Source organism: Salinisphaera sp. PC39, assembly GCF_040361335.1.
GTDB lineage: Bacteria > Pseudomonadota > Gammaproteobacteria > Nevskiales > Salinisphaeraceae > APNM01.
In genome coordinates, this window is record NZ_APNM01000005.1 from 33,433 (window position 1) to 55,493 (window position 22,061).

Here is a 22,061-nt window from a genome sequence, read left to right on the forward strand (position 1 = left end):
CTAATCACCGTAGTCGCCCGCCAGTTCGCGCCACAGGCAGTCGCCGCCGGCGGCCTCCGACAGCATTCCCAGGTACCGTTGGTGCGCCTCGCGTTCGGCGTCCGGCGCGCGCAGCACGCGCGGCCGCCGGCCGGCCGCCGCCAGGCGCTCGGCGAGTTCCGCGACCTCGGCGGCATGCTCGGCGCCGCCGGCCGTTTCGCCCAGGGTCAGGGCGGTCTGGCCGCCGGTCATGGCGAGGTACACCTCGGCGAGGATCTGGGCGTCCAGCAGCGCCCCGTGCAGCTCGCGGCGCGAGTTGTCGATCTCGTAGCGCTTGCACAACGCATCCAGGCTGTTGCGCTGGCCCGGGTGCATGCGCCTGGCTTCCACGAGCGTGTCGATCACCCGGCAGCGTTCCTCGATCGCGGCGACCGCCGCACGCGCCCGGCGTAGCTCATGGTCGATGAAACCGACGTCGAACGGGGCGTTATGGATCACCAGCTCGGCGCCGTCCAGGTAGGCCAACAGGTCCTGGACCACGTCCTCGAACCGTGGCTTGTCGGCCAGGAACTCGAGGGTGATGCCATGGACCTCGATGGCCCCGGCATCGATCTCGCGGTCGGGGTTGAGGTACAGGTGCAGGTCATTGCCGGTGAGACGGCGGTTGACCATCTCCACACAGCCGATCTCGATGATCCGGTGCCCGTGTTCGGGCTCCAGGCCGGTGGTCTCGGTGTCGAGGACTATCTGGCGCATTTTTCTCGGGTTGCGGGCTACTGGGGACAGGTTACAGAAAAACCGGGGCCTTCCCGTACCCCGTTATCCGTCACCCGTGGCCTGCTTTGCCAGAAGCTCGTCGATCCCCTTGTTGGCCAGGGCATCGGCCGCTTCGTTGCCGTGATTGCCGGCGTGGCCCTTGACCCAGTGCCACTCGATTTCGTGGCGCTGTGCGGCCTCGTCCAGGCGCCGCCACAGGTCGGCGTTCTTCACCGGCTTGCGGGCGGCGGTCTTCCAGCCGTTTCGCTTCCACTTGGCGAGCCAGCCGTCGATACCGTCGCGCACATAGTTGGAGTCGGTGTAGAGGATTACCCGGCAGGGCCGGCTCAGGGTCTCCAGCGCACGGATCGCGGCCATCAGCTCCATGCGGTTGTTGGTGGTGTGCGGCTCGCCGCCGTGCAGCTCGCGGCGCCGGCCCTTGTATTCGAGCAGCGCCCCCCAGCCGCCCGGCCCGGGGTTGCCGCGGCAGGCGCCATCGGTATGGATCACCACCTCGCTCACGCCGCCCGGCGCGCCGGTTGGACGGAGGCACAACCGACACGCGGCGTCGGCTCGGGCACGCCGCCCGGCAACGGCGCCACGCCGGGACGGCGCCATGCCGGCCGCACCGGCGTCAGCGGCACCACCCGCTTGCGGGCCACGATCAGGTAGGACTGCGACAGGGCCGCCGGAAGCTGGCGCCAGAACGAGCCGCCTTCGTCCCGCACGCGGGTCGCGCTTGCATAGGGGAAACCGACACCGAAACGGGTCATGCGCACCAGTTCGAAATCCAGGAGGTCGAGCCAGTCCCGTACCCGGCCCAGGGCATAGCAGCGGCGGTGGCGGGCCATCTCGCCCGCCCGCCCGCGACGGGCGACGCGGGACCATAGCCACCAGGGCGTGTAGGGATTGAAACCGAGAATCACCACGTGACCATGATCGCACAGCACACGGTCGACTTCCCGGAGCAGCCGGTGCGGCGACGACGCCAACTCCAGGCTGTGCGGCAGGATCACCGCGTCCAGACAGCGGCTGCAGACCGGCAGGGATTCGCCGTCCATGAGCACATCGGCCTGGCCGCCGCGCCCCAGTACCCAGTGGCACAGGGTGGCGCTGGATTCCAGCAGCTTGCGGTCGAGCCCCCAGTCACCGATCTGTAGCAGACGGTAGCCGTACAGATGCGGCAGCACGTCGAGCAACTGCTCCCGCTGGCGCCGCAGCAGCAGGCGGCCGCGCGGCGTCTCCAGCCATCGCAAGGCGGCCTCGGTGCCGTTCTCGCCACGAACCCCCGGCATCAAAGCGCCACCGCCCGATAGCGCACGGGTCGCGTCATCCCGCCCGCGGGCGGTGCCGGCACGCACGTGCGCTCGTTATGCAATTGATTTTGGCTCCGCCGATTGGCAACATCCGGACGCCATGACATTGGAAATCACCCCGCTGCCGGCTCTGGCCGATAATTATATCTGGGCGCTGTCGCCGGACAACGGTGACGCGGGCGACAGATCCCTGGTCGTGGTCGATCCCGGCGAGGCCGAGCCGGTGCTGGCCGAGCTGGCGCGGCGGTCCGCGCAACTCGCCTCGATCCTGGTCACCCACCATCACCCCGACCATACCGGCGGCATCGAGCGGCTGCTGCGCGAAGGCGAGGTACCGGTATACGGCCCGGCCCACGAGAGCCGCCCGATCCCCGGCCTCAGCCATCCGCTGAAAGAAGGCGACACGGTCACGCCGGCGGGCCTGGACACGACCCTGCGCGTGATCGACGTGCCCGGCCATACCTCGGGCCACATCGCCTATGTCGGCGACGGTGCCCTGTTCTCCGGCGACACCCTGTTCTTCGGCGGCTGCGGCCGGCTGTTCGAGGGCGACGCGGCCGAGATGCGAGCCTCGCTGAACAAGCTGCGCGAGCTGCCGGACGACACCCGCGTCTACTGCGGCCACGAATACACCGTGAAGAACCTGACTTTCGCCGCGGCCGTCGAGCCGAACAACGAGGACATCGCCGGGCAACTCCGGAAAGTCCGCCGGTTGCGTGACCAGGACCGGCCCACCCCGCCGTCGGACATCGCCCTCGAGAAACGCGTGAACCCGTTCATGCGCTGGGACGAGCCGGCACTGGTGCGGGCCGCCGAAGCACATGCAGGACGTGCGCTGCCGGACGCCGACGACGTATTCGCCGTGGTCCGGGCATGGAAAGACAGCTTCTAGTGCCCGGCGCTTGCGCCTCTGCCCGGTCACGGGCACGGTCCGCGGCGATCCCCGCGCTGGGATTGCTGCTGAGTCTCGCGGGCTGCGCCGGTGATCCCCTGCAGCAGGGGAATATCGGCGGCGAGACGCCGATCATCGCCACGGGAAGCGACGCAACCGTCGAGGCCGCCGCTGCCGACCCGGCCCCCGAGCCGGTGCCGGTGCCCGATAACGCCCCTCCGCTGTCCGACGACCTCTGGCAGACCATCCGCGACGGGCTGGAGATGCCCGAGAACAGTGAGCGGGCGCGGGTGCGCCGCTGGGTGCAGTTCTTCGCCTCGCGTCCCGAGCACCTGCAGCGCGTGGCCGAGAACGCGCGCCCGTTCCTGTGGCACGTGGTGCGGGAACTCGAAGCCCGCGACCTGCCCCTGGATCTGGCGCTGCTGCCGATCGTGGAGAGCGGCTACGATCCGACGGCCTATTCCTATGCGCGGGCCTCCGGCATGTGGCAGTTCATGCCCTACACGGCCCGCCGGTTCGGGCTGGACGACAACTGGTGGCACGACGGCCGCCGGGATGTCCTGCGCTCCACGGACGCGGCGCTGGATTACCTGGAATGGCTCCACGGCCGCTACGACGACTGGGCGTTGGCGCTGGCCGCCTACAACGCCGGCGAGGGCCGGGTCGACCGCGCGCTGTCGCGCTCGGACGACCCGGACTACTGGTCGCTGGATCTGCCGCGCGAGACCGAGAACTACGTTCCCAAGCTGATGGCGGTGCGGCAGATCCTGAGCGAGGCCGACCGCTTCGCCTTCGAATGGCCGGCGGTGCCGAACGAACCGGTGACCGAGCTGGTGACCCTGCCCGGCCAGATCGAGCTGGCGGTGGCCGCCGAGATGATGGGCATGCCCGAATCCGAGTTGCAGCGCCTGAATCCGGGCGTGCGCCGCTGGGCCACCCCCCCGGACGGCCCGCACCGCCTGCTCGTGCCCAGCGACCGTGTCGATCGCCTGCGCGAGGCGATCGCGGCGCGCGATCCGGACAGTCTGGTGACCTGGCGACGCCATCGCGTTCGCCAGGGCGAGGTCCTGGGCACCATCGCGGAGCGCTATGGGACCCGCGTGGCCGTGCTGCGCGAAGTCAACGACCTGCGCGGCAGCCTGATCCGCGCCGGCCAGTACCTGCTCATTCCGGTGGGCGCCGAGGCCGGCGCGCCACCGCCGTCCGCCCCGTCGGCTGGCCCGTCCGGCCGCTACACGGTCGCCAACGGCGACAGCCTCTGGTTGATCGCGCAACGGTTGGGCGTCACCGTGGCCGAGCTGCGCGAGTGGAACGACCTCGCCCCGGGAGCGGTAATCCGGCCCGGGCAGACCCTGGCGGTGCGCGGCAACGGCGACGCCGTGCGCGAATACCGGGTCCGGCGCGGCGATTCCCTGTGGACCATCGCCCGGCGCTTCGACGTGCGCGTGGCCGAGCTGCGGGCCTGGAACGGCCTGACCACCGACTCGGTGCTGCGCCCCGGGCAGTCCCTGAAGATTCGGGCCGCCGGACCGACGGGTGACTCCTACCGTGTGCGCGCGGGCGATTCCCTCTGGTCCATCGCCAACCGCTTCCAGGTGGCGGTGGAAGACCTCAAGACCTGGAACAATATCGGCGACAATACCATCCGGCCGGGCCAGCGGCTGCGCCTGCGGCCGGGCTGATCCAATAACGCGGAGAGAGATACATGGGATTCCTTGAAGGCAAGCGCGCGCTGATCACCGGCGTCGCGAGCAAGCGCTCGATCGCCTGGGGCATCGCGCAGGCGATGCATCGCGAGGGCGCCGAGCTGGCGTTCACTTACCAGGGCGACAAGCTCAAGCCGCGCGTCGCCGAGATGGCGGCGCAACTCGACAGCGATATCGTCCTGCCCCTGGACGTCGCCGACGACGGTCAGATCGAGGACGTCGTAAAGGCCCTGGAAGAACGCTGGGGCCGGCTCGACATCCTGGTGCACGCGATCGGCTTCGCCCCGCGCGAGGCCCTGGCCGGCAGCTATCTCGATAGCGTGACCCGCGAGGCCGCCAGCATCTCCCACGACATCAGCGCGTACAGTTTCGCGGCCCTGGCCAAGGCGGCGCGCCCGCTGTTCGTGGACGGCTCGGCCCTGCTCACGCTGAGCTATCTCGGCGCCGAGCGCGCCGTGCCGGGCTACAACATCATGGGTCCGGCCAAGGCCAGCCTGGAGGCGCACACCCGCTTCATCGCCGCGGACCTGGGCGGCCGCGGCGTGCGCGCCAACGCGATATCCGCGGGTCCGATCAAGACCCTGGCCGCCGCCGGCATCAAGGGCATGCGCACCATGCTCAGCCACGCCGAGGCCAATGCCCCGCTGCGACGCAACGTCAGCATCGAGGACGTGGGCAACGCCGCGGCCTTCCTCTGCTCGGATCTCGCGGCGGGTATCACCGGCGAGACCCTGTACGTGGACGCCGGCTACCACATCATGGGCATGAACGCCGCGATCGAGGACTGACCCCGCCGTGCGGGGCCCGTCCCCGCACGGCCCGCCGGTCTCAAGTAATCCCCGACCCGGCCGTTACAGAGGCGAGGGAGGGCGTTTCGGATGTTCGACACCCGTATGCTGCGCGGTCCGCTGGACCTGCGAGGCCCGCTTTGTCGGGTCACAGTCAAGGCCTTGGCCAGCGGACTGTTGCCGCTCGTCGTAGCCTTGCTGGGCGCTTTCCTCCTGGACCGCTTCGCCGAGATCCAGACCCCGCTGCTGTTACTGCTGCTGGCGGTCTGCTACAGCGCGCTGTCACAGGTACCCGGCGCCGGATTCGTATCGGTGCTGGCCACCTTCGGTCTCAGTATCTGGGTACTCCAGCACCCCGCGAGCCTCCCGCTCATGGTGGACAACGATGTGACCACCACGCTCTACCTGCTGGCCGGCGTGAGCGCCCTGGTCCTGCTCCTGGGCGCCTACCGGGGCCTGCGCCGGGAATCATCGCGCGAGCTGGAGCAGGAACGCCGGCGCAGCGCCGAGGCCCAGAGCACCCTCTACAAAGTGCTGGACCGCATGGGTCCACACATGTTCGTGGCCCTGATGGATACCGAGGGCCGCATCGTCGACGTCAACCGCCCCGCCCTCGCCCTCTCCGATAGCGGCATCGAGGCGCTGCGCGGCAGACCCCTGCCGGTCGCCGGCTGGTGGGATCACGATCCGGCGATGGTGCAGGCGATGGCGGATGCCGTGGCGCGGGCGCGCCTCGGCGACTCCACGCGTTTCGACGCGATCGCCGAGGTGGCCGACGGCCGGCGCCTGCACCTGGATTGCTCCATTCATCCGTTGCCCGACGAGGACGGCAATGTCAGCGGCATCGTCGCGTCGGCCATGTCCGTCGACGAGCGTGAAAAGGCCCGGCGCCGCGCACAGGATCTTCTCGAAATCCTGGAAACCCATTTCGACGCGGCGCCGCTGGCCTGCATCTCGTTCGACAACGATCTGCGGGTGCTGCGCTGGTCGAACACGGCCGCCCGGTTCTGGGGCCAGGACGCCGACACCATTTGCGGCCTGTCGGCTTCGGAGCTGCCGTTCCTGCCGGCGCCGGAACGCGCGCGCCTGGCCGAGGACCTCGGCGCCCTGATCGCGGGCGAGGCGGACACCGGGTCGCGCGAGTTGAGCAGCCTCGGTGCCGACGGCCGACCGCTGGAGGGCGAATGGTTCTATTCCCGGGTCACGCCGGCCGACGACGGCACCTACGTGTTGTGCATGGTCAACGACGCGACCGCGCGCAAACGGGCGGCGCGGGAACGCGACCACAGCGAACGCCTGTTCCGGGGCGTCTTCGACCAGGCCGCAGTGGGTATCGTCCTGGTGGACGACAAGGCCCGACTGGGCCAATCCAACCAGGCTTTCCGCGAGATGACCGGGTACAGCGAGACCGAGATCGCGCGCCTGGACTATTGCGCCATCACCGATCCGGAGGATCAGGCCCAGGCGCGGACACTGGCCGACAAATTCACCGAGCACGGACTCGACAGCTACAGCATCGAACAGCGTTTCAAGCGCAAGGACGGCGAGTCGATCTGGGTGAAACTGTTCGTCTCGCGCCTGCCCGAGACCGATGAGGGCCGCGAGCGCTACATCGCGGTGGCGCAGGACATCGATCAGCGCGTGCGTGCGGTCCAGAACTACCAGCGCCTCAGCGAGGAGCTGGAAGCGGTGGTCGCGGAACGTACCCGGGCCCTGGAACGCACCTCGCAGCGCTGGCGCGAGCGCAACACAGCACTGCTGCGGCTCAACGAGGCCTCCAGCCTGCTGTCCTCCAGCCGCTCGGCCAAGGAGGTGGCGGATATCGCCGCCCGCTATGTGCCCCAGATCTTTCCCGGCACCAGCGGCGCGATCTACCTGAGCGGGCGCCATCCCGGCGATATCCTGCAGCAATCGGCCTGCTGGGGCGACATCCCGGAATTGAGGCGGCCGAGCCTGGAGATCAGCGACTGCTGGGCCCTGCGCCGGGGACAGCTTCACAGCTATGCGCCCGATCAGGCCACGGCCCCGGCCTGCGCGCACATGGCGGATTCGCGGCACGCGAGCCATTGCCTGCCGATCATGGTCGGCGGCCAGGCCACCGGCCTGCTCACCATCGAATACGCGGTGCAGGAAGATACCCCGGAGGACGATACCGCGGCCGACCTGACCCTGTTGCGGGCCCTGAACGAGCAGATGGGCCTGGCGCTGGCCAATCTCCGCCTGAACGAGGATTTGCGCGAACAGGCCATCCGCGACCCGCTCACCGGCCTGTTCAACCGGCGCTGGTTCGAGGAAGAGGTCGCGCGCCTGCTGGCTCACGCCAAGCGGCACGAGACCCCGCTGTCGCTGCTGATCATGGACATCGACCACTTCAAGCGGGTCAACGACGAGCATGGCCATACCGTGGGCGACGACATCCTCTGCCGCGTTGCCAGGCGCATGCAGAGCGAAATGCGCGCCGGCGATCTGGCGGCCCGGCACGGCGGCGAGGAATTCGTGATCGCGTTGCCCGGCCACGACAGCACGGCCGCGATCCGGGTCGCGGAGCGCCTGCGCAGCGTGATCATGTCCACCACCGCCAACGACCCGGACCTGCCGGGAATCACCGTCTCTATCGGCATCGCCGCCTACCCGGCCGACGGGCGCAGCTACAAGGCCATCGTCAAGCACGCGGACGACGCCCTCTACGAGGCCAAGCGCCGCGGCCGCAACCAGGTGCACGTGCACGGCATGACCGTGGCGCGCGCCTTGCCGCTCGGCTCGGATAGCTAGCGGTTCCGAAGGGTGTCGGATTGCCGTGGCGCTACGCTGTCACGAAGAAAAACAATCCGCAGATGACGCGGATGGATACAGATTGCGTTTTGAATCCGTGTCTATCTGAGTAATCCGTGGATGGCCTTCCACTAACCGCCTCGAAAGTATCTGCCGCTCTCGCAACCCACCAGCGCCCGATACGTATTTCAAAAGGACAAGACTGGCGCTAATCGGCGTTCATCCGCGGCTAACCTCTTCCGGCCACAGGCACAAAAAACCCCGGCCCGTTTCCGGGCCGGGGTTTCGAGGACCGCGCCGGGACGAGCCGGCGGCGGACGCTAGAGCTTTTCCTTGATCCGGGCGGACTTGCCGCTGCGCTCGCGCAGGTAATAGAGCTTGGCGCTGCGGACGTCACCGCGGCGCTTGACCTGGATCTCGGCGAGCTGCGGCGAGAAGGTCTGGAAGACGCGCTCCACGCCCTCGCCGTGGGAGACCTTGCGCACCGTGAAGGCCGAGTTCATGCCGCGGTTGCGCTTGGCGATGACCACGCCCTCGAAGGCCTGCAGTCGCTCGCGCTCGCCCTCCTTCACGCGGACCTGGACAACCACGATGTCGCCCGGCCCGAAATCGGGCACCGTCTTGTTCTGCTGCTCGGCTTCCAGCTCCCGGATGATGTCGCTCATGATCTTGAATCCTGTTGCCTCGTGGGCGCCGGACGTCGGCGCACTTGCGGTGGCGGCCACGGCCGTGGACCGGCCGGAAAGCCGCGCATTATAACGGGTCGCGCGGCTATTGCGAACCACCCGTCTCGCGAATGAACTCGTGCAGCAGCTCCCGCTGGCGTTCCGTGAGCGTCAGCCCTTCCAGAAGATCGGGACGGCGCAGCCAGGTGCGCCCCAATGCCTGCTTCTCGCGCCAGCGGGCGATCGCGGCATGATCCCCGGATAACAGGACTTCCGGCACGGCCACGTCGTCCAGGCCGGCCGGCCGGGTGTAATGCGGGTGGTCGAGCAGGCCGGCCGAGAACGAGTCCTCGGCCGCGGAGTCGGCATCGCCCAGGGCGCCCGGCAGCAGTCGCGCCACCGCATCCACCACCAGCATCGCCGGCAGTTCGCCGCCGCTGAGCACGACATCGCCGATCGACAACTCCAGGTCGACATCCGCGGCCATGAAGCGCTCGTCGATACCCTCGTAGCGCCCGCAGACGAGGATCGCGCCGGGCCCGGCGGCCAGGCGCGCCGCCCAGGCCTGGTCGAAGCGTTCGCCCTGGGGCGTGAGGGCGATGACCGGGGCACCGTCCCCGCCCCGGGCGTCGCGCGCACGCGCCAGGCTCCGCCGCAAGGGCGGCGCCTGCATCACCATGCCGGGGCCACCCCCGAACGGCCGGTCGTCCACGCTGCCGTGGCGGTTGCCGGCGTCCTCGCGCGGATTCCAGGTGGCCAGATCCAGGAGACCTCGATCCACCGCGCGGCCCGTGACACCGTAGCCGGCGACCGCGGCGACGAAATCCGGGAACAGGGTGAGGATGTCGAAGCGCATCTTTTTTAGGGTGTGATGGGCGATCGGTGATTCGTGATTGGCAGCATCGAATCACCAATCACCGATCACGAATCACCAATCGGGAAGCCAGTCTACCGTGATCCGCCCCGCCGCGAGGTCGACGTCGTCGACGATGACGCCGGGCACGAAAGGGATCAGGCGTTCGCGCTCGCCGTTCACTACCAGGACGCCGTGGACGCCGGTGTCCATCATGTGCGAGACGGTGCCGAGCTCGTCGCCTTCGCGGTTGACCACGCGCAGGCCCAGCAAATCGGCCCAGTAGTATTCGCCTTCCGGCAGCGGCGGGAGGTCGTCGCGGTCCACGGCGATGTCGCAGCCGACGAGGGCCGCCGCTTCGTCGCGGTCGTCTATGGGATCACCGTCCGCCGGGGCCAGCCGCGCCACCAGGCCCTTGCCCTGGACACGGCCCTCGACGAGACGCATCGGCCGCGACTCGCCGTCGCGGCCGACATGCCAGAGGGGAAAATCGAGGATATTAGCGGCCGGGTCGGTATAGGAATAGACCTTGACCCAGCCGCGCACGCCGAACAGCCCGTTGATGCGGCCCAGCAGGACCGTGCCGGACCCGGCGGTCATGGCCGGCGGGTCAGGCCTTGTCGGCGTCGCCGCCCTCGTCCGCGTCCGCCGCCTGACCGGCGTCGGACTCGTCGGCGGCCTTGGCCTCGGGCTCCTCGGCCTCGGCGGCGGGCGCGGCCTCAGCCTCGGCTTCGGGCGCCTTGGCCTCGGGCTCGGGCGCCTTCTCCGGCGCCGGCTTGTCCTTGGGCTTGCTCTGCGGCGGGGCGGCGCGCTGCGGCGCGGTCTCCTCGCCGTGGCGGTTGAAGTGCTTGAGCAGGTTCAGCACCCGCTCGGAGGTCTGGGCGCCCTTCTCCTGCCAGTGCTGGATGCGCTCCACGTCCAGGCGCAGCGGCACTTCGCCGCCGATCGCGACCGGATTGAAGAAACCGACACGTTCGATGTAGCGACCGTCGCGACGGTTGCGCTTGTCGGTAACCACCACGTGGTAAAAGGGCCGCTTTTTCGCGCCGCCCCGGGCGAGCCGAATCTTGACCATATGCCTTACTTGCGAATCCTATTGGACGAACCCGCCGCCGGCGGGCCGATGACGCGCGGAGACCACCATCCCGCGCGGGAGAACGCGCATTGTACGGTTTTTGCGCGAAATGTGAAGTCAACCGTGATCGAGGGCGCTCAACCCATGCCCGGCGGCAGCCCGCCGCCCTGGGCCTGCATCGCCCGCATCATCTTGCGCATGCCGCCCTTGGAGAACTTTTTCATCATCTTCTGCATCTGCATGTGCTGCTTGAGCAGACGATTGACGTCCTGGACCTGCGTCCCCGAGCCGCTGGCGATGCGGCGCTTGCGGCTGGCCTTGATCACCGCCGGGAAACGGCGCTCGTGCGGGGTCATGGAATCCATGATCGCCAGCATCCGGCGCAACTGACCCTCGTCGGCCATGGCGCCGGCCCCCTTGGGCAACTGACCGGCGCCGGGCATCTTCTCCATCAGCGACCCGAGCCCGCCCATGGACTGCATCTGCCGCAACTGCGCGGCCAGATCGTCGAGATCGAAGCCCTTGCCCTTCTTGAGCTTGGCCGCGAGCTTCTCGGCCTCGTCGCGGTCGACGTTGCGCTCGGCCTCCTCGACCAGGGACAGAACGTCGCCCATGCCCAGGATCCGGGAGGCGATGCGGTCCGGATGGAAGGGCTCCAGGGCGTCCAGCTTCTCGCCCGACCCCAGGAACTTGATCGGCCGTCCGGTCACGTGCCGCACCGATAGCGCGGCGCCGCCGCGGGCGTCGCCGTCCACCTTGGTCAGGACCACGCCGGTCAGCGGCAGGGCCTCGCCGAAGGCGGCGGCCGTGCGGGCCGCGTCCTGGCCGGTCATCGAGTCGACCACGAACAGGGTCTCGGCCGGCGTCAGCGCCGCGTGCAGGCGGCCGATCTCGTCCATCATCGCGTCGTCGATGCCGAGACGGCCGGCGGTATCCACGATCAGCACGTCGTAGAAGCCCTTGCGGGCCCGCTCCAGGGCGTCGCGGGCGATCGCCTCGGGTTTCTGGTCGCCGCGGCTGGGGAAGAAATCCACCCCGACCTGCCCGGCGACGTTCTCGAGCTGGTCGATCGCCGCCGGACGATAGACGTCGCAGGACACAACCAAAACCTGCTTGTTCTCGCGCTCGCGCAGATAGCGCGCCAGCTTGCCGGTGGTGGTGGTCTTACCCGAGCCCTGCAGGCCCGCCATCAGGATCACCGCCGGCGGCTGCGTACGCAGATCGAGGCCGGCACTCTCCGCCCCGAGGGCTTCCGTGAGCTGCTCGCGTACGACCTTGATCAGCGCCTGGCCGGGCGTGAGGCTCTGCATCACCTCCGTGCCCACGGCGCGTTCTCGCACGCGGTCCACGAAATCCTTCACCACGGGCAGGGCGACGTCGGCCTCGAGGAGCGCCATGCGCACCTCGCGCAGGGTCGACTTGATGTTGTCCTCGGTGAGGCGGCCGCGCCCGCTCAGGTGCTTGAGGCTACGGTTGAGGCGGTCGCTGAGGCTTTCGAACATGGGGAACCGGGGGGTTTGCGGTGATCGGTAATCGTCCGGTGCATTATAACGTGCCGCCGACTTCCCCGGCGCCCGGCCCTGTGCGACTATGTCCGCCCCCATGGACGCACTATCGCCACTACTCGTATTCGCGGCCGTGGTCGCCTACGCGGGCGCCGCGCTGGCCACCTGGCGGCACATGCGCGACAACGGCGCCCTGTGGCCGGCGCGGACGCTAAGCGCCCTGGCGCTGGCCCTGCACCTCGTGCTCCTGGGGCATATCGCCATTCGCCACGGCGGCCTCTCGATCGGCGTCGGCGGGGCGTTGTCCCTGTTCGCCTGGCAGGCGGCGCTGCTGTTGTGGCTGTTTTCGCTGCGGCAGCCGGTGGCGGCCCTGGGTCTGGCGGTATACCCGGTGGCCGCCGCCTGCGTGGTCGCGGACGCCCTGCTGCCCCGCGGCAACCCCGCCACCGCCGCCCTGGCCTGGCCGATCCAGACCCATATCCTGCTTTCCCTGCTGGCCTACGGTCTGCTCACACTGGGCGCGGTACAGGCGCTGGCGCTGGCGATCCAGCATCGCCAACTCCACGACCGGCGACCGCGCGGGCCGGTGGCGGCGCTGCCCGCGCTGCAGACCATGGAAACCCTGCTGTTCCGGCTGCTTGCCGCGGGCTTCTTCCTGTTGTCCCTGGCGATCCTGTCCGGCGTGCTCTTCGTGGAAGACCTGTTCGCGCAGCACCTGGTGCACAAGACGGTGCTCTCCCTGGCCGCCTGGCTCGCCTTCGCGATCCTGCTCTGGGGACGCTGGCGTTTCGGCTGGCGCGGACGCGTGGCCGTGCGCTGGACGCTGAGCGCCTACGGCGCCCTGATCCTGGCCTATTTCGGCAGCAAACTCGTGCTGGAATGGCTATTGGGACGCCACTGGTAGCCAGGTCCCGCTTGACACCCCGCTAGCGCCGACAGTACACAGAACGTCCATACGCACGAGGCGCGTCGGTTCTTGAACGAAATCCCACTGCCGTACCTGTTCGGCGCCCTGGCCCTGTTGCTGGTCCTCTCCGGCTTCTTCTCCGGCTCCGAGACGGGGCTGATGACCCTCAACCGCTACCGCCTCCAGCACCTGGCGAAGACCGGCCATGGCGGCGCCCGCCGCGCGTCCCGGTTGCTCGAGCGTCCGGATCGGCTGATCGGCGTGATCCTGCTCGGCAACAACCTGGTGAACATCGCCGCCTCGGCGGTGGCGACGGTGATCGGTATCCGGCTCTACGGCGACCTGGGCGTGCTCGGCGCCACGGTGGCGCTGACCGTGATCGTGCTGATCTTCTCCGAGGTCACGCCCAAGACCCTGGCCGCGCTGCACCCGGAGCGCATCGCCTTCCCGGCCTCCTACGTCTACGGCCCCCTGCTTCGGACCTTCGCGCCGCTGGTCTATGTGATCAACTGGATCGCCAACGGCATCCTGAGGCTGTTCCGGGTCTCGCCGGAGGATGCCGCGGCCCACAACCTGAGCAGCGAGGAACTGCGCACGGTGGTCACGGAAGCCGGCGCCATGATCCCGCGCCGCCACCAGCAGATGCTGCTGTCGATCCTGGACCTGGAGAAGGCGACGGTCGAGGACATCATGGTGCCGCGCAACGAGATCGTCGGCATCGATATCTCGGAGGACTGGGACAGCATTCTGCAGCAGCTCGTGCACAACGAGCACACGCGCCTGCCCATCTACGACGGCTCCATCGACGGGCTTCAAGGCATCGTCCACCTGCGGCGGGTGCTGGCGCTCATCGCCGAGGGCGCGCTCGACAAGGAACGGCTCCTGTCGCTGGCGCGCGAGCCCTACTTCGTGCCGGAGAGCACGCCGCTCACCCAGCAACTGCTGAACTTCCAGAACCAGCGGCGCCGGATCGGCTTCGTGGTCGACGAGTACGGCGATATCCAGGGCCTCGTGACCCTGGAGGACATCCTGGAAGAGATCGTCGGCGAGTTCACGACCGACCCCGCGACCCGGGCCAAGAACGTCTACATGGACGCCGACGACAGCTATCTGGTCGACGGTTCCGTGACCCTGCGCGCCCTGAACCGCGCGATGGGCTGGAAACTGCCGCTGGACGGCCCCAAGACCCTCAACGGCCTGATCCTGGAGCACCTGGAGGCGATCCCGCAGCCCGGCACCAGCCTCCGGATCAACAACTATGTCCTGGAGATCGCCCAGACCCGCGCCAACGCGGTCAAGACCGTGCGCGTCCGCCCCACCAAAGGCAAGGCCAAGGTCCGCGGCGACTGAGATACGCTCAGAGGGCGTCAAGCGCCTCCGAAAGCCGCTTGACCGGGATCACGCGGATGCCGGCATCCCGTCCTTTCCGCGGGGCATTGGCGGCCGGCACGATGGCTCGCTCAAAGCCGTGCTTGGCGGCCTCGCGCAGCCGCTCCTCGCCGCCGGGCACCGGCCGCACTTCGCCCGCCAGACCCAGCTCGCCGAACGCCACCAGTCCCTGCGGCAGCGGCTTGTCCCGAAAGCTGGACAGGGCCGCCAGCACGATCGGCAGGTCGGCCGCGGTCTCGTGCACCCGCATGCCGCCGACCACGTTGACGAACACATCCTGATCGCTCAGGCCGATGCCGCCGTGGCGGTGCAGGACCGCGAGCAGCATGGCCAGCCGGCCGGCATCCGGGCCCAGGGCCACGCGCCGGGGATTGTGCAGGTGGGAGTCGTCGACCAGGGCCTGGACCTCCACCAGCAACGGGCGCGTGCCCTCGCGGGCCACCATCACCACGCTGCCGGCCACCGCCGCCTCGTGCCGGGACAGGAAGATGGCCGAGGGATTGGCCACCTCCTTGAGTCCGGTGTCGGTCATCGCGAACACGCCCAGCTCGTTGACCGCCCCGAAGCGGTTCTTGACCGCGCGGATCACCCGGTAGCGGCTGGCGGTCTCGTCCTGGAAATAGAGCACCGTATCCACCATGTGCTCCAGCACCCGCGGTCCGGCGATGGTGCCCTCCTTGGTGACATGCCCCACCAGCACCAGGGCGGTGCCCGTGGTCTTGGCGTGCCGTACCAGCGCCGCCGCCGACTCGCGGAGCTGCGAGACCGATCCGGGCGCCGAGGTCAGGGTCTCGGTGAACACCGTCTGAACGGAGTCCACCACCATGAGCTGCGGCTGCTCCGCCCCCGCCAGCGCGACGATCCGCTCCACGCAGGTCTCCGCCAGTACCGCCAGCTCCCCGGTGGGCAGCCCCAGGCGCTGGGCGCGCAGGTGGACCTGCTCGAGGGATTCCTCGCCGGTGACATAGAGCCCGCGCAGGCGGGGCTGGGTGCTGGCGAGCATCTGCTGCAGCAGCGTGGACTTGCCGATGCCGGGGTCGCCGCCGATCAGGGTCACCGAGCCGGGCACCAGGCCGCCGCCGAGGACCCGGTCGAGTTCGGCCAGGCCGGTGCCGGTACGGGGTGTCTCCTCGGGCGCCACGTCGCGCAGCAGACGCACCCGCGCCTCGCCGGCGTAACCGATCCGGCCGCGGCCCTTCGCCGCCGCGCCGCTGGCGGCCACGCCCTGCTCCACCAGGCTGTTCCAGGCGCCGCAGTCCGGGCACTGGCCCGCCCACTTGGGCTGCTGGGCCCCGCACTGGTCGCACACGAACACGGTCTTGGCCTTGGCCATGCGATTCCCGCTCCCGGATACCGAGCCGGCATTGTACTAGGGCCTGTTAACAGGCCCTGTGCCTACGGCGCAGTTGCGGTTACGCTAGGCGGCTATCCGACAAGGGGGAAGGCATGAACCGAAGCGACGTCGAATTCCAGAGCAACGGCACCCTCTGCCGCGCCTGGCACTACCACCCCGCCAGCGACGATTTCACCGGCCCGAACGGCGCCCCCTGCGTGGTGATGGCGCATGGGTTCGGTGGTACCCGGAACGCCGGCCTGGAGCCCTATGCCGAGGCCTTCTCGAACGCCGGTCTCAATGTCCTGTTGTTCGACTATCGCTATTTCGGCGATTCCGACGGCGAACCGCGCCAGTTGCTCTCGGTGTCGCGCCAGCTCGAGGACTGGGCCGCGGCGATCGGTTGCGCCCGCGCCCTGGACGGCGTGGACGCCCAACGGGTGGCGCTCTGGGGCAGCTCCTTCTCCGGCGGTCATGTGATCGTGGCCGCGGCGCGCGACGGCAACATCGATGCCGTGACCTCCCAGGGACCGATGATGGACGGCCTCGCCGCCCTCACCAATATCATCGGCTACGCCGGTATCGGTCAGGCCCTGAAGATGACCTGGGCCGGGCTGCGCGACCTCGGCCGCTCGCTGAGCGGCCGCGACCCCTACCGTATCCCGATCATCGCCGAGCCCGGCGGCTTCGCCGCCATGACCTCGCACGACGCGCTATCCGGCTTCGGCGCCATCCTGCCGGAAGGCTGGCGCAACGAGTTCTGCGCCCGAGCCGGCCTGACCCTGGGGCTGTACCGACCGATCCGCCAGGTACCCAAACTCAACTGCCCCACCCTGGTCCAGGTCTGCGACCGCGACTCGGTGGCGCCGGCCGACGCCGCCGCCAAGGCCGGCGACCTGAACGAGCTGGTGGAGGTCGTGCACTACGACATCGGGCACTTCGATATTTATATCGGCGAAGGCTTCAAGCGCTCCAGCCAGGACCAACTCAAGTTCTATCGCGAACACTTGATGGGGTCGAAGTAGGTTTCTTTTACTAACCACAGAGACACAGAGAACACAGAGCGTTAAGCGTCAAAACACAAAAGCATGAAGGAATGCGTATTTGGGGAACAGGACACCCAGTCTTTCTGCCTTTTTTGTCAACGCGTTTTTGTCTCTGTGCCCTCTGTGTCTCTGTGGTTAGTTACTGATCATCTTTCAGAGTCGATATAGACGAACTCGACCCGGTTCGTCAGCCGGCAGAACAGTTCGTAGGCGATGGTGCCGGCCGCCGCCGCGACCTCGTCGACGGGCAGTCCCTCGCCCCAGAGCGTCGCCTCGTCGCCGACCTCGGCCTCGGGGCAATCGCGCAGATCCACGGTGATCAGGTCCATGGAGACACGCCCCACCAGCGGCACGCGCTTGCCGTGGACCAGCACGGGCGTGCCCGAAGGCGCATGCCGCGGATAGCCGTCGCCGTAGCCGATGGCGACGAGCCCCACGGGCATGTCCTCCGGCGCCCGCCAGGTGGCGCCATAGCCGATCGCCTCGCCGGCGGCCACCGACTTGCGCGCCACCAGCGGCGCGGTCAGCGTCATCGCCGGCCGCAGATCGAGCGACGGACCGTCGCGTCCCAGCAGCGGCGAGGCGCCGTAGAGCATGATCCCGGGTCGCACGTTGTCGGCATGGCTGTCGGGCCAGGCCAGGATGCCGGCGGAATTGGCGATGGACCGTTCCCCCGGCAGGTCGCCCAGCGCCGCATGGAAACGCCGGACCTGGGTCATGGTCGCGGGATCGTCGGGGTCGTCGGCACAGGCCAGGTGGGTCATCCAGCCCGCCAGACGGACTGCCGGCAGCGCGGCCAGGCGACGGTGGAGCGCGCCGGCCTCCTCCGCGGGAAAGCCGAGACGGTTCATGCCGGTATCCAGCTTGATCCAGACCTCGAGACCCTGGCCCCCATGGGCTGCCAGCGCCGCCAACTGGGTGGCGTCGTGCAGCACCGGTTGCAGGCCATGCTCGGCGCAAGCCGTCAGGTCCGCGACACCGCGGATGGCCGAAAGCACGATCAGTGGTTTGCTGACGCCCGCCCACCGCAACTGCAGCGCCTCGTCGACGGTGGCGACCGCGAAAGCGTCCGCGTCGGCGAGGGCCGTGACCACGTGAAAGGCACCATGCCCGTAGGCATCGGCCTTGATCGCGGCAACGACCCGACAACCCGGCGCGCAGGCCCGTACGCGCGCCAGGTTGTGGCGCAGGGCCGCGGCGTCGACGGTGGCGCGGACGCGGCTCACGGCCGGTGGTTCGTGGCCGGGGAAATCCCCCCTATCCCCCCTTTTTCAAAGGGGGGAACGAAGGCACGAGTTCGCCTCCGCCTTTCGTAAAGGGGGATCGAGGGGGATTTCGCCGGTTCCGCCCTTGCGAGACACAGGGCCGGCGCCGCGGTCCGATCAGGCAACCCCCTAGCCACCGATCGGTTCCAGGTCGTCGTCGTAGTGGTCCTGGAGGTTCTCGAAGCGGGTGAAATGGCCCAGGAACGCGGTGCGGCACGTGCCCAGCGGGCCGTTACGCTGCTTGCCGATGATGATCTCGGCCACGCCCTTGTCGTCGCTGTCCTCGTTGTAGACCTCGTCGCGGTAGATGAACACGATGACGTCGGCGTCCTGCTCGATACCGCCGGACTCGCGCAGATCGGACATGCGCGGTCGCTTGTTGTCGCGCTGCTCCACGCTGCGGTTGAGCTGCGAGAGCGCGATCACCGGCACATCCAGCTCCTTGGCCAGGGCCTTGAGATTGCGGGAGATCTCGGAGATCTCGTTGGTCCGGTTCTCGCGCGTGCCGGGCACCTGCATGAGCTGGAGATAGTCGACCACGATCAGGCCGATGTCGTGCTCGCGCTTGAGGCGGCGCGCACGGGCGCGCAGCTCGGTGGGCGACAACGCGGGGGTGTCGTCCACGAACAGCTTGGCGTTCTCGTTCATGATCGCGATCGCCGAGGTGATCCGCGGCCAGTCCTCGTCGTCGAGCTGACCGCTGCGCAGCCGGCCCTGGTCGACCCGCCCCCAGGACGAGATCATGCGCATCACGAGTTGCTCGGCGGACATCTCCATCGAGAACACCGCCACCGGTACCCGCTCCTTGATGGCGACGTTCTCGACGATGTTCATCGAAAAGCTCGTCTTGCCCATCGACGGCCGGCCGGCGACGATGAGCAGATCCGACGGCTGCAGGCCGTTGGTGAGCTCGTCGAACTTGTTGAGACCGGTGGCCAGGCCGGTGAACTTACCCTGGTTCTCGTACAGGTATTCGATGCGCTCGACGGCGCGCGTAAGCAGGTCGCCGAGGCCGGCCACGGCGGTGCCGCCGCTGCGGCCGCGCTCGGCGATGGCGAAGATGCGCTTCTCGGCCTCGTCGAGGATGTCCGAGGCACTGCGGCCCTCGGCGGTGAAACCCAGCTCGGTGATCGCGGTGCCGGCGCCGATGAGCTGCCGCGTGACCGAGCGTTCGCGCACGATCTCCGCATAGGCGCGGATATTGGCGGCGCTCGGGGTGTCGGCCGCGAGATTGCCGATGTAAGTCGCGCCCCCGGCCTTGTCGAGCAGGTCGCGGCTGCGCAGCCACTCCGTGAGCGTGACCACGTCCCGTGGCTGGCCTGTGTCCGCCAGGTCGGCCAGACCCCGGAACAGCAGGCGATGATCCTCGCGGTAGAAATCCTCCTCGCTCAGGCGGCCCGCGATCTCATCCCAGGCGTCCTCGGCGAGCATCAGTCCGCCGAGCACGGATTGCTCGGCTTCCAGGGAATGCGGTGGCAGTTTGCTCTCGGCCATCTGGGGCACTGTCGGACGTGGCGGTTGTGGGGCACTCGCGCCGCGGTAAAGGCGTGCGGCGCGGTCGCGGCCGGGTCAGTTTAGCAGGGCCGCGACGATGGCGTGCGGGTGCCGGAAACGACGACGCCGCCCGCAGGCGGCGTCGTCTGTCCACCGGCCGGAAACCCCGGATCAGGCCTTGTCGGCCTCCTCGTCGTCCGGCGCCTCGGACGCCTCCTCGGCTTCCGTTTCCCCGGTCTCGTCGGCCTCGGCCGCGGCCTCCGCCGTCTCCGCCTCGGTCTGCTCGGCCTCTTCGGGCTCGGCGGCCCGCTCGGGCGGCATGTTGATGCCCAGGTCGGTGAGCTGGGCGACCACCACCTCGATCTCGGTCTCGACCTCGGCGTGCAACTGGATCACCGCCTGGAAACGACCGATGGTGCGCAACGGGCCGTCGGGCAGGACCACCTCGCGAGCGTCCAGCTCGTGGCCTTCCTCGGCGACCGCGTCCACGATCTCCTGCGGACCGACGGAGCCGTAGAGCTTGCCCTCGTCGCTGGCGCGCATGGCCACGACGAAGCTGCTCCCGCCGAGTTTCTCGGCGCGGCCGCGGGCGCGGTCGAGCCGCTCCTGCGAGGCCGCCATCAGCTCGGAGCGGCGCGCCTCGAAGACCTTGATGTTCTCGGGCGTGGCCGGCAACGCGTAGCCCTTGGGTACCAGGAAGTTGCGCCCGTAGCCGGGCCGCACCTTCACCTGGTCGCCGAGATCGCCCAGGTTGCGGACTTTCTGCAACAGGATGACTTGCATGGACGGCTCCTAGGGCGAATGGCGGTCGGTGTACGGCAGCAGCGCCAGGTAGCGCGCCCGCTTGACCGCCGTGGAAAGCTGGCGCTGATAGCGCGCCGCGGTGCCGGTGATGCGGCTGGGGACGATCTTGCCGGTCTCGGTGATGTACTGCTTGAGGGTCTCGATATCCTTGTAATCGATCTCCTCGACACCCTCGGCGGTGAAACGGCAATAACGTCGACGTCGGAAGAAACGAGCCATGGTTACGCTCCCGTGTTCGCGGCGGATTTGCCCTCGCCCTCGGCCTTCTTGGCCAGCGGGGACGGCTCGGTGTCGGCCTTGGGCCGGGCGACGCAGAGGTAACGCAGCACCGCATCGTTGAACCGGAAGGTGCCCTCGAGTTCCTCGCGCGCGGCCTGGCCGCACTCGACGTTCATGAGCACGTAGTGCGCCTTGTGGATCTTCTGGATCGGGTAGGCGAGCTGGCGGCGACCCCAGTCCTCGAGGCGATGCACCTTGCCGCCGTCCTCTTCGATCATGCCGCGATACTTCTCGATCATCGCGGGCACCTGTTCACTCTGGTCCGGGTGGACCAGGAAGACGATCTCGTAATGTCGCATGTGCGCTCCTTACGGTTTGACAGCCCCCGGCGGCATCGCCGTGGAGCAAGGAGTCCGCGGCGCCCGAAGGGCCGCGAGGCGCGGGAGTTTAGCAGCTTCCGGTTTCCGGTTTCCAGTTCCCGTCTCCCGTTTCCAACCGGCCGGTGCCTGCCTCGCCCCTGGAGCCGGCACCGCCCTTTGATGGCTAGCCCGTCCCCCGCTGCCGCAGCGCCTCGAACAGGCAAACCCCGGTGGCCACGGAAACGTTCAGGCTCGCCACCCCGCCGCCGGCCATGGGGATCGCCGCCAGCAGGTCACAGGTCTCGCGGGTAAGGCGGCGCATGCCGCCGCCCTCGCCGCCCAGCACCAGTACCAACGGCCCCTTGAGATCGACCGCGTGAATGGTGGCGGGCGCGTCGGCGGCCGTGCCCACGACCCAGAGACCGTCCGCCTGAAGGCGCTTCAAGGTCCGCGCCAGGTTGGTCACACGCACCAGCGGCACGACCTCGGCACCGCCGGCCGCGACCTTGCGCGCCGCCGGGGTCAGCCCCGCGGCCCGGTCCTTGGGCACGATCACCGCGGTCACGCCGGCCGCCGCGGCGCTGCGCAGGCAGGCACCCAGGTTGTGCGGGTCCTGCACGCCGTCCAGCGCCAGCACCAGGGGCGCATCCACGGCCGCGAGCAGGCCGTCCAGGGCCGCCTCGTCCAGCGGCTCGGCCGGCGCGACCAGCGCCACCACGCCCTGGTGATCCACATCCGGGGATAGGTCATCCAGCTCCCCGGCCGGTACGGACGCCATCGGCACGCCGGCGAGTTCCGCTCGCTCGCGTAGCCCGCGTGCGCGGGCGTCGTCGCGGCCGTCGCGCATCAGCACGCGCTCCACGGGCCGGCCCGCGGCCAGGGCCGCGGTCACGGCATGCCAGCCGGCGATGGGCACGGATTCGGACACGGTCTCGCTC

Annotated in this window: 22 protein-coding genes; 7 read left to right on the forward strand and 15 right to left on the reverse strand. The window is 69.0% G+C overall.

Going from position 1 to position 22,061, the window contains the following annotated elements:
* The 3 genes from dnaQ to PC39_RS06300 form a co-directional block, all read right to left on the reverse strand.
* The gene (gene dnaQ, locus PC39_RS06290) at window positions 1-735 is read right to left on the reverse strand and encodes a DNA polymerase III subunit epsilon (protein ID WP_353252521.1); all 735 of its coding nucleotides are present in this window, start codon (window positions 733-735) and stop codon (window positions 1-3) included.
* A 63-nt stretch (window positions 736-798) separates the two neighbouring features.
* Window positions 799-1,248, reverse strand: coding sequence for a ribonuclease HI (gene rnhA / locus PC39_RS06295; protein WP_502950862.1), 450 nt, complete (start codon window positions 1,246-1,248; stop codon window positions 799-801).
* Window positions 1,249-1,253: 5 nt separating this feature from the next.
* Complete coding sequence (locus PC39_RS06300; protein WP_353252523.1) at window positions 1,254-2,030, reverse strand: class I SAM-dependent methyltransferase; 777 nt, start codon at window positions 2,028-2,030, stop codon at window positions 1,254-1,256.
* A gap of 121 nt (window positions 2,031-2,151) precedes the next feature.
* Between PC39_RS06300 and gloB the strand changes: the two genes are divergently transcribed.
* The 4 genes from gloB to PC39_RS06320 all read left to right on the forward strand — a co-directional run bounded on the left by gloB (window position 2,152) and on the right by PC39_RS06320 (window position 8,209).
* The gene (gloB, locus tag PC39_RS06305) at window positions 2,152-2,943 is read left to right on the forward strand and encodes a hydroxyacylglutathione hydrolase (protein WP_353252524.1); all 792 of its coding nucleotides are present in this window, start codon (window positions 2,152-2,154) and stop codon (window positions 2,941-2,943) included.
* Window positions 2,944-3,005: 62 nt separating this feature from the next.
* A complete protein-coding gene (locus PC39_RS06310; protein WP_353252525.1) occupies window positions 3,006-4,625 on the forward strand; it encodes a LysM peptidoglycan-binding domain-containing protein in 1,620 nt (539 codons plus the stop codon).
* A gap of 23 nt (window positions 4,626-4,648) precedes the next feature.
* Entirely contained in the window at window positions 4,649-5,437 is a 789-nt protein-coding gene (locus PC39_RS06315) for an enoyl-ACP reductase FabI (protein WP_353252526.1), read from the forward strand.
* Between the two features lie 90 nt (window positions 5,438-5,527).
* On the forward strand, window positions 5,528-8,209 hold the full coding sequence (locus PC39_RS06320; protein WP_353252527.1) for a diguanylate cyclase: 2,682 nt from the start codon (window positions 5,528-5,530) through the stop codon (window positions 8,207-8,209).
* 320 nt (window positions 8,210-8,529) lie between these two features.
* Here the strand turns inward: PC39_RS06320 and rplS are convergent, their stop codons facing one another.
* The 5 genes from rplS to ffh form a co-directional block, all read right to left on the reverse strand.
* A complete protein-coding gene (gene rplS / locus PC39_RS06325; protein ID WP_353252528.1) occupies window positions 8,530-8,874 on the reverse strand; it encodes a 50S ribosomal protein L19 in 345 nt (114 codons plus the stop codon).
* 106 nt (window positions 8,875-8,980) lie between these two features.
* The gene (gene trmD / locus PC39_RS06330; RefSeq protein WP_353252529.1) at window positions 8,981-9,730 is read right to left on the reverse strand and encodes a tRNA (guanosine(37)-N1)-methyltransferase TrmD; all 750 of its coding nucleotides are present in this window, start codon (window positions 9,728-9,730) and stop codon (window positions 8,981-8,983) included.
* Between the two features lie 72 nt (window positions 9,731-9,802).
* Entirely contained in the window at window positions 9,803-10,327 is a 525-nt protein-coding gene (gene rimM / locus PC39_RS06335) for a ribosome maturation factor RimM (RefSeq protein WP_353252530.1), read from the reverse strand.
* Between the two features lie 10 nt (window positions 10,328-10,337).
* Entirely contained in the window at window positions 10,338-10,802 is a 465-nt protein-coding gene (gene rpsP / locus PC39_RS06340) for a 30S ribosomal protein S16 (RefSeq protein ID WP_353252531.1), read from the reverse strand.
* Between the two features lie 137 nt (window positions 10,803-10,939).
* Window positions 10,940-12,304: a signal recognition particle protein gene (ffh, locus tag PC39_RS06345; RefSeq protein WP_353252532.1), complete on the reverse strand. Its 1,365-nt coding sequence runs from the start codon at window positions 12,302-12,304 to the stop codon at window positions 10,940-10,942.
* 88 nt (window positions 12,305-12,392) lie between these two features.
* Between ffh and PC39_RS06350 the strand changes: the two genes are divergently transcribed.
* Window positions 12,393-13,211, forward strand: a complete 819-nt coding sequence (locus PC39_RS06350) for a cytochrome C assembly family protein (RefSeq protein WP_353252533.1) — start codon at window positions 12,393-12,395, stop codon at window positions 13,209-13,211.
* A 72-nt stretch (window positions 13,212-13,283) separates the two neighbouring features.
* Complete coding sequence (locus tag PC39_RS06355; protein WP_353252534.1) at window positions 13,284-14,564, forward strand: HlyC/CorC family transporter; 1,281 nt, start codon at window positions 13,284-13,286, stop codon at window positions 14,562-14,564.
* A 7-nt stretch (window positions 14,565-14,571) separates the two neighbouring features.
* Here the strand turns inward: PC39_RS06355 and radA are convergent, their stop codons facing one another.
* A complete protein-coding gene (radA, locus tag PC39_RS06360; protein WP_353252535.1) occupies window positions 14,572-15,936 on the reverse strand; it encodes a DNA repair protein RadA in 1,365 nt (454 codons plus the stop codon).
* Between the two features lie 113 nt (window positions 15,937-16,049).
* Between radA and PC39_RS06365 the strand changes: the two genes are divergently transcribed.
* Window positions 16,050-16,961 (forward strand): alpha/beta hydrolase, encoded by a 912-nt coding sequence (locus PC39_RS06365; RefSeq protein WP_353252536.1) that lies wholly within the window; start codon window positions 16,050-16,052, stop codon window positions 16,959-16,961.
* Between the two features lie 167 nt (window positions 16,962-17,128).
* Here the strand turns inward: PC39_RS06365 and alr are convergent, their stop codons facing one another.
* The 6 genes from alr to rlmB form a co-directional block, all read right to left on the reverse strand.
* The gene (gene alr, locus PC39_RS06370; RefSeq protein ID WP_353252537.1) at window positions 17,129-18,208 is read right to left on the reverse strand and encodes an alanine racemase; all 1,080 of its coding nucleotides are present in this window, start codon (window positions 18,206-18,208) and stop codon (window positions 17,129-17,131) included.
* Window positions 18,209-18,376: 168 nt separating this feature from the next.
* Window positions 18,377-19,741 carry a replicative DNA helicase gene (gene dnaB / locus PC39_RS06375; RefSeq protein ID WP_353252538.1) on the reverse strand — a complete coding sequence of 455 codons (1,365 nt, stop codon included), beginning with the start codon at window positions 19,739-19,741 and terminating at the stop codon, window positions 18,377-18,379.
* Between the two features lie 171 nt (window positions 19,742-19,912).
* Entirely contained in the window at window positions 19,913-20,524 is a 612-nt protein-coding gene (gene rplI, locus PC39_RS06380; RefSeq protein WP_353252539.1) for a 50S ribosomal protein L9, read from the reverse strand.
* Between the two features lie 9 nt (window positions 20,525-20,533).
* Window positions 20,534-20,764: a 30S ribosomal protein S18 gene (rpsR, locus tag PC39_RS06385; RefSeq protein ID WP_353252540.1), complete on the reverse strand. Its 231-nt coding sequence runs from the start codon at window positions 20,762-20,764 to the stop codon at window positions 20,534-20,536.
* Window positions 20,765-20,766: 2 nt separating this feature from the next.
* Window positions 20,767-21,123 carry a 30S ribosomal protein S6 gene (gene rpsF / locus PC39_RS06390; RefSeq protein ID WP_353252541.1) on the reverse strand — a complete coding sequence of 119 codons (357 nt, stop codon included), beginning with the start codon at window positions 21,121-21,123 and terminating at the stop codon, window positions 20,767-20,769.
* 184 nt (window positions 21,124-21,307) lie between these two features.
* A complete protein-coding gene (rlmB, locus tag PC39_RS06395; RefSeq protein WP_353252542.1) occupies window positions 21,308-22,051 on the reverse strand; it encodes a 23S rRNA (guanosine(2251)-2'-O)-methyltransferase RlmB in 744 nt (247 codons plus the stop codon).
* Window positions 22,052-22,061 lie beyond the last annotated feature (10 nt).

Coding starts and splice junctions, on each gene's coding strand:
- radA (WP_353252535.1), bottom strand. CDS start 15,936: ATGGCCAAGGCCAAGACCGTGTTCGTGTGCGACCAGTGCGGGGCCCAG.
- trmD (WP_353252529.1), bottom strand. CDS start 9,730: ATGCGCTTCGACATCCTCACCCTGTTCCCGGATTTCGTCGCCGCGGTC.
- rplS (WP_353252528.1), bottom strand. CDS start 8,874: ATGAGCGACATCATCCGGGAGCTGGAAGCCGAGCAGCAGAACAAGACG.
- rpsR (WP_353252540.1), bottom strand. CDS start 20,764: ATGGCTCGTTTCTTCCGACGTCGACGTTATTGCCGTTTCACCGCCGAG.
- rimM (WP_353252530.1), bottom strand. CDS start 10,327: ATGACCGCCGGGTCCGGCACGGTCCTGCTGGGCCGCATCAACGGGCTG.
- gloB (WP_353252524.1), top strand. CDS start 2,152: ATGACATTGGAAATCACCCCGCTGCCGGCTCTGGCCGATAATTATATC.
- rpsP (WP_353252531.1), bottom strand. CDS start 10,802: ATGGTCAAGATTCGGCTCGCCCGGGGCGGCGCGAAAAAGCGGCCCTTT.
- dnaQ (WP_353252521.1), bottom strand. CDS start 735: ATGCGCCAGATAGTCCTCGACACCGAGACCACCGGCCTGGAGCCCGAA.
- PC39_RS06300 (WP_353252523.1), bottom strand. CDS start 2,030: ATGCCGGGGGTTCGTGGCGAGAACGGCACCGAGGCCGCCTTGCGATGG.
- PC39_RS06320 (WP_353252527.1), top strand. CDS start 5,528: ATGTTCGACACCCGTATGCTGCGCGGTCCGCTGGACCTGCGAGGCCCG.
- rpsF (WP_353252541.1), bottom strand. CDS start 21,123: ATGCGACATTACGAGATCGTCTTCCTGGTCCACCCGGACCAGAGTGAA.
- PC39_RS06315 (WP_353252526.1), top strand. CDS start 4,649: ATGGGATTCCTTGAAGGCAAGCGCGCGCTGATCACCGGCGTCGCGAGC.
- PC39_RS06365 (WP_353252536.1), top strand. CDS start 16,050: ATGAACCGAAGCGACGTCGAATTCCAGAGCAACGGCACCCTCTGCCGC.
- ffh (WP_353252532.1), bottom strand. CDS start 12,304: ATGTTCGAAAGCCTCAGCGACCGCCTCAACCGTAGCCTCAAGCACCTG.
- dnaB (WP_353252538.1), bottom strand. CDS start 19,741: ATGGCCGAGAGCAAACTGCCACCGCATTCCCTGGAAGCCGAGCAATCC.
- rplI (WP_353252539.1), bottom strand. CDS start 20,524: ATGCAAGTCATCCTGTTGCAGAAAGTCCGCAACCTGGGCGATCTCGGC.
- PC39_RS06350 (WP_353252533.1), top strand. CDS start 12,393: ATGTCCGCCCCCATGGACGCACTATCGCCACTACTCGTATTCGCGGCC.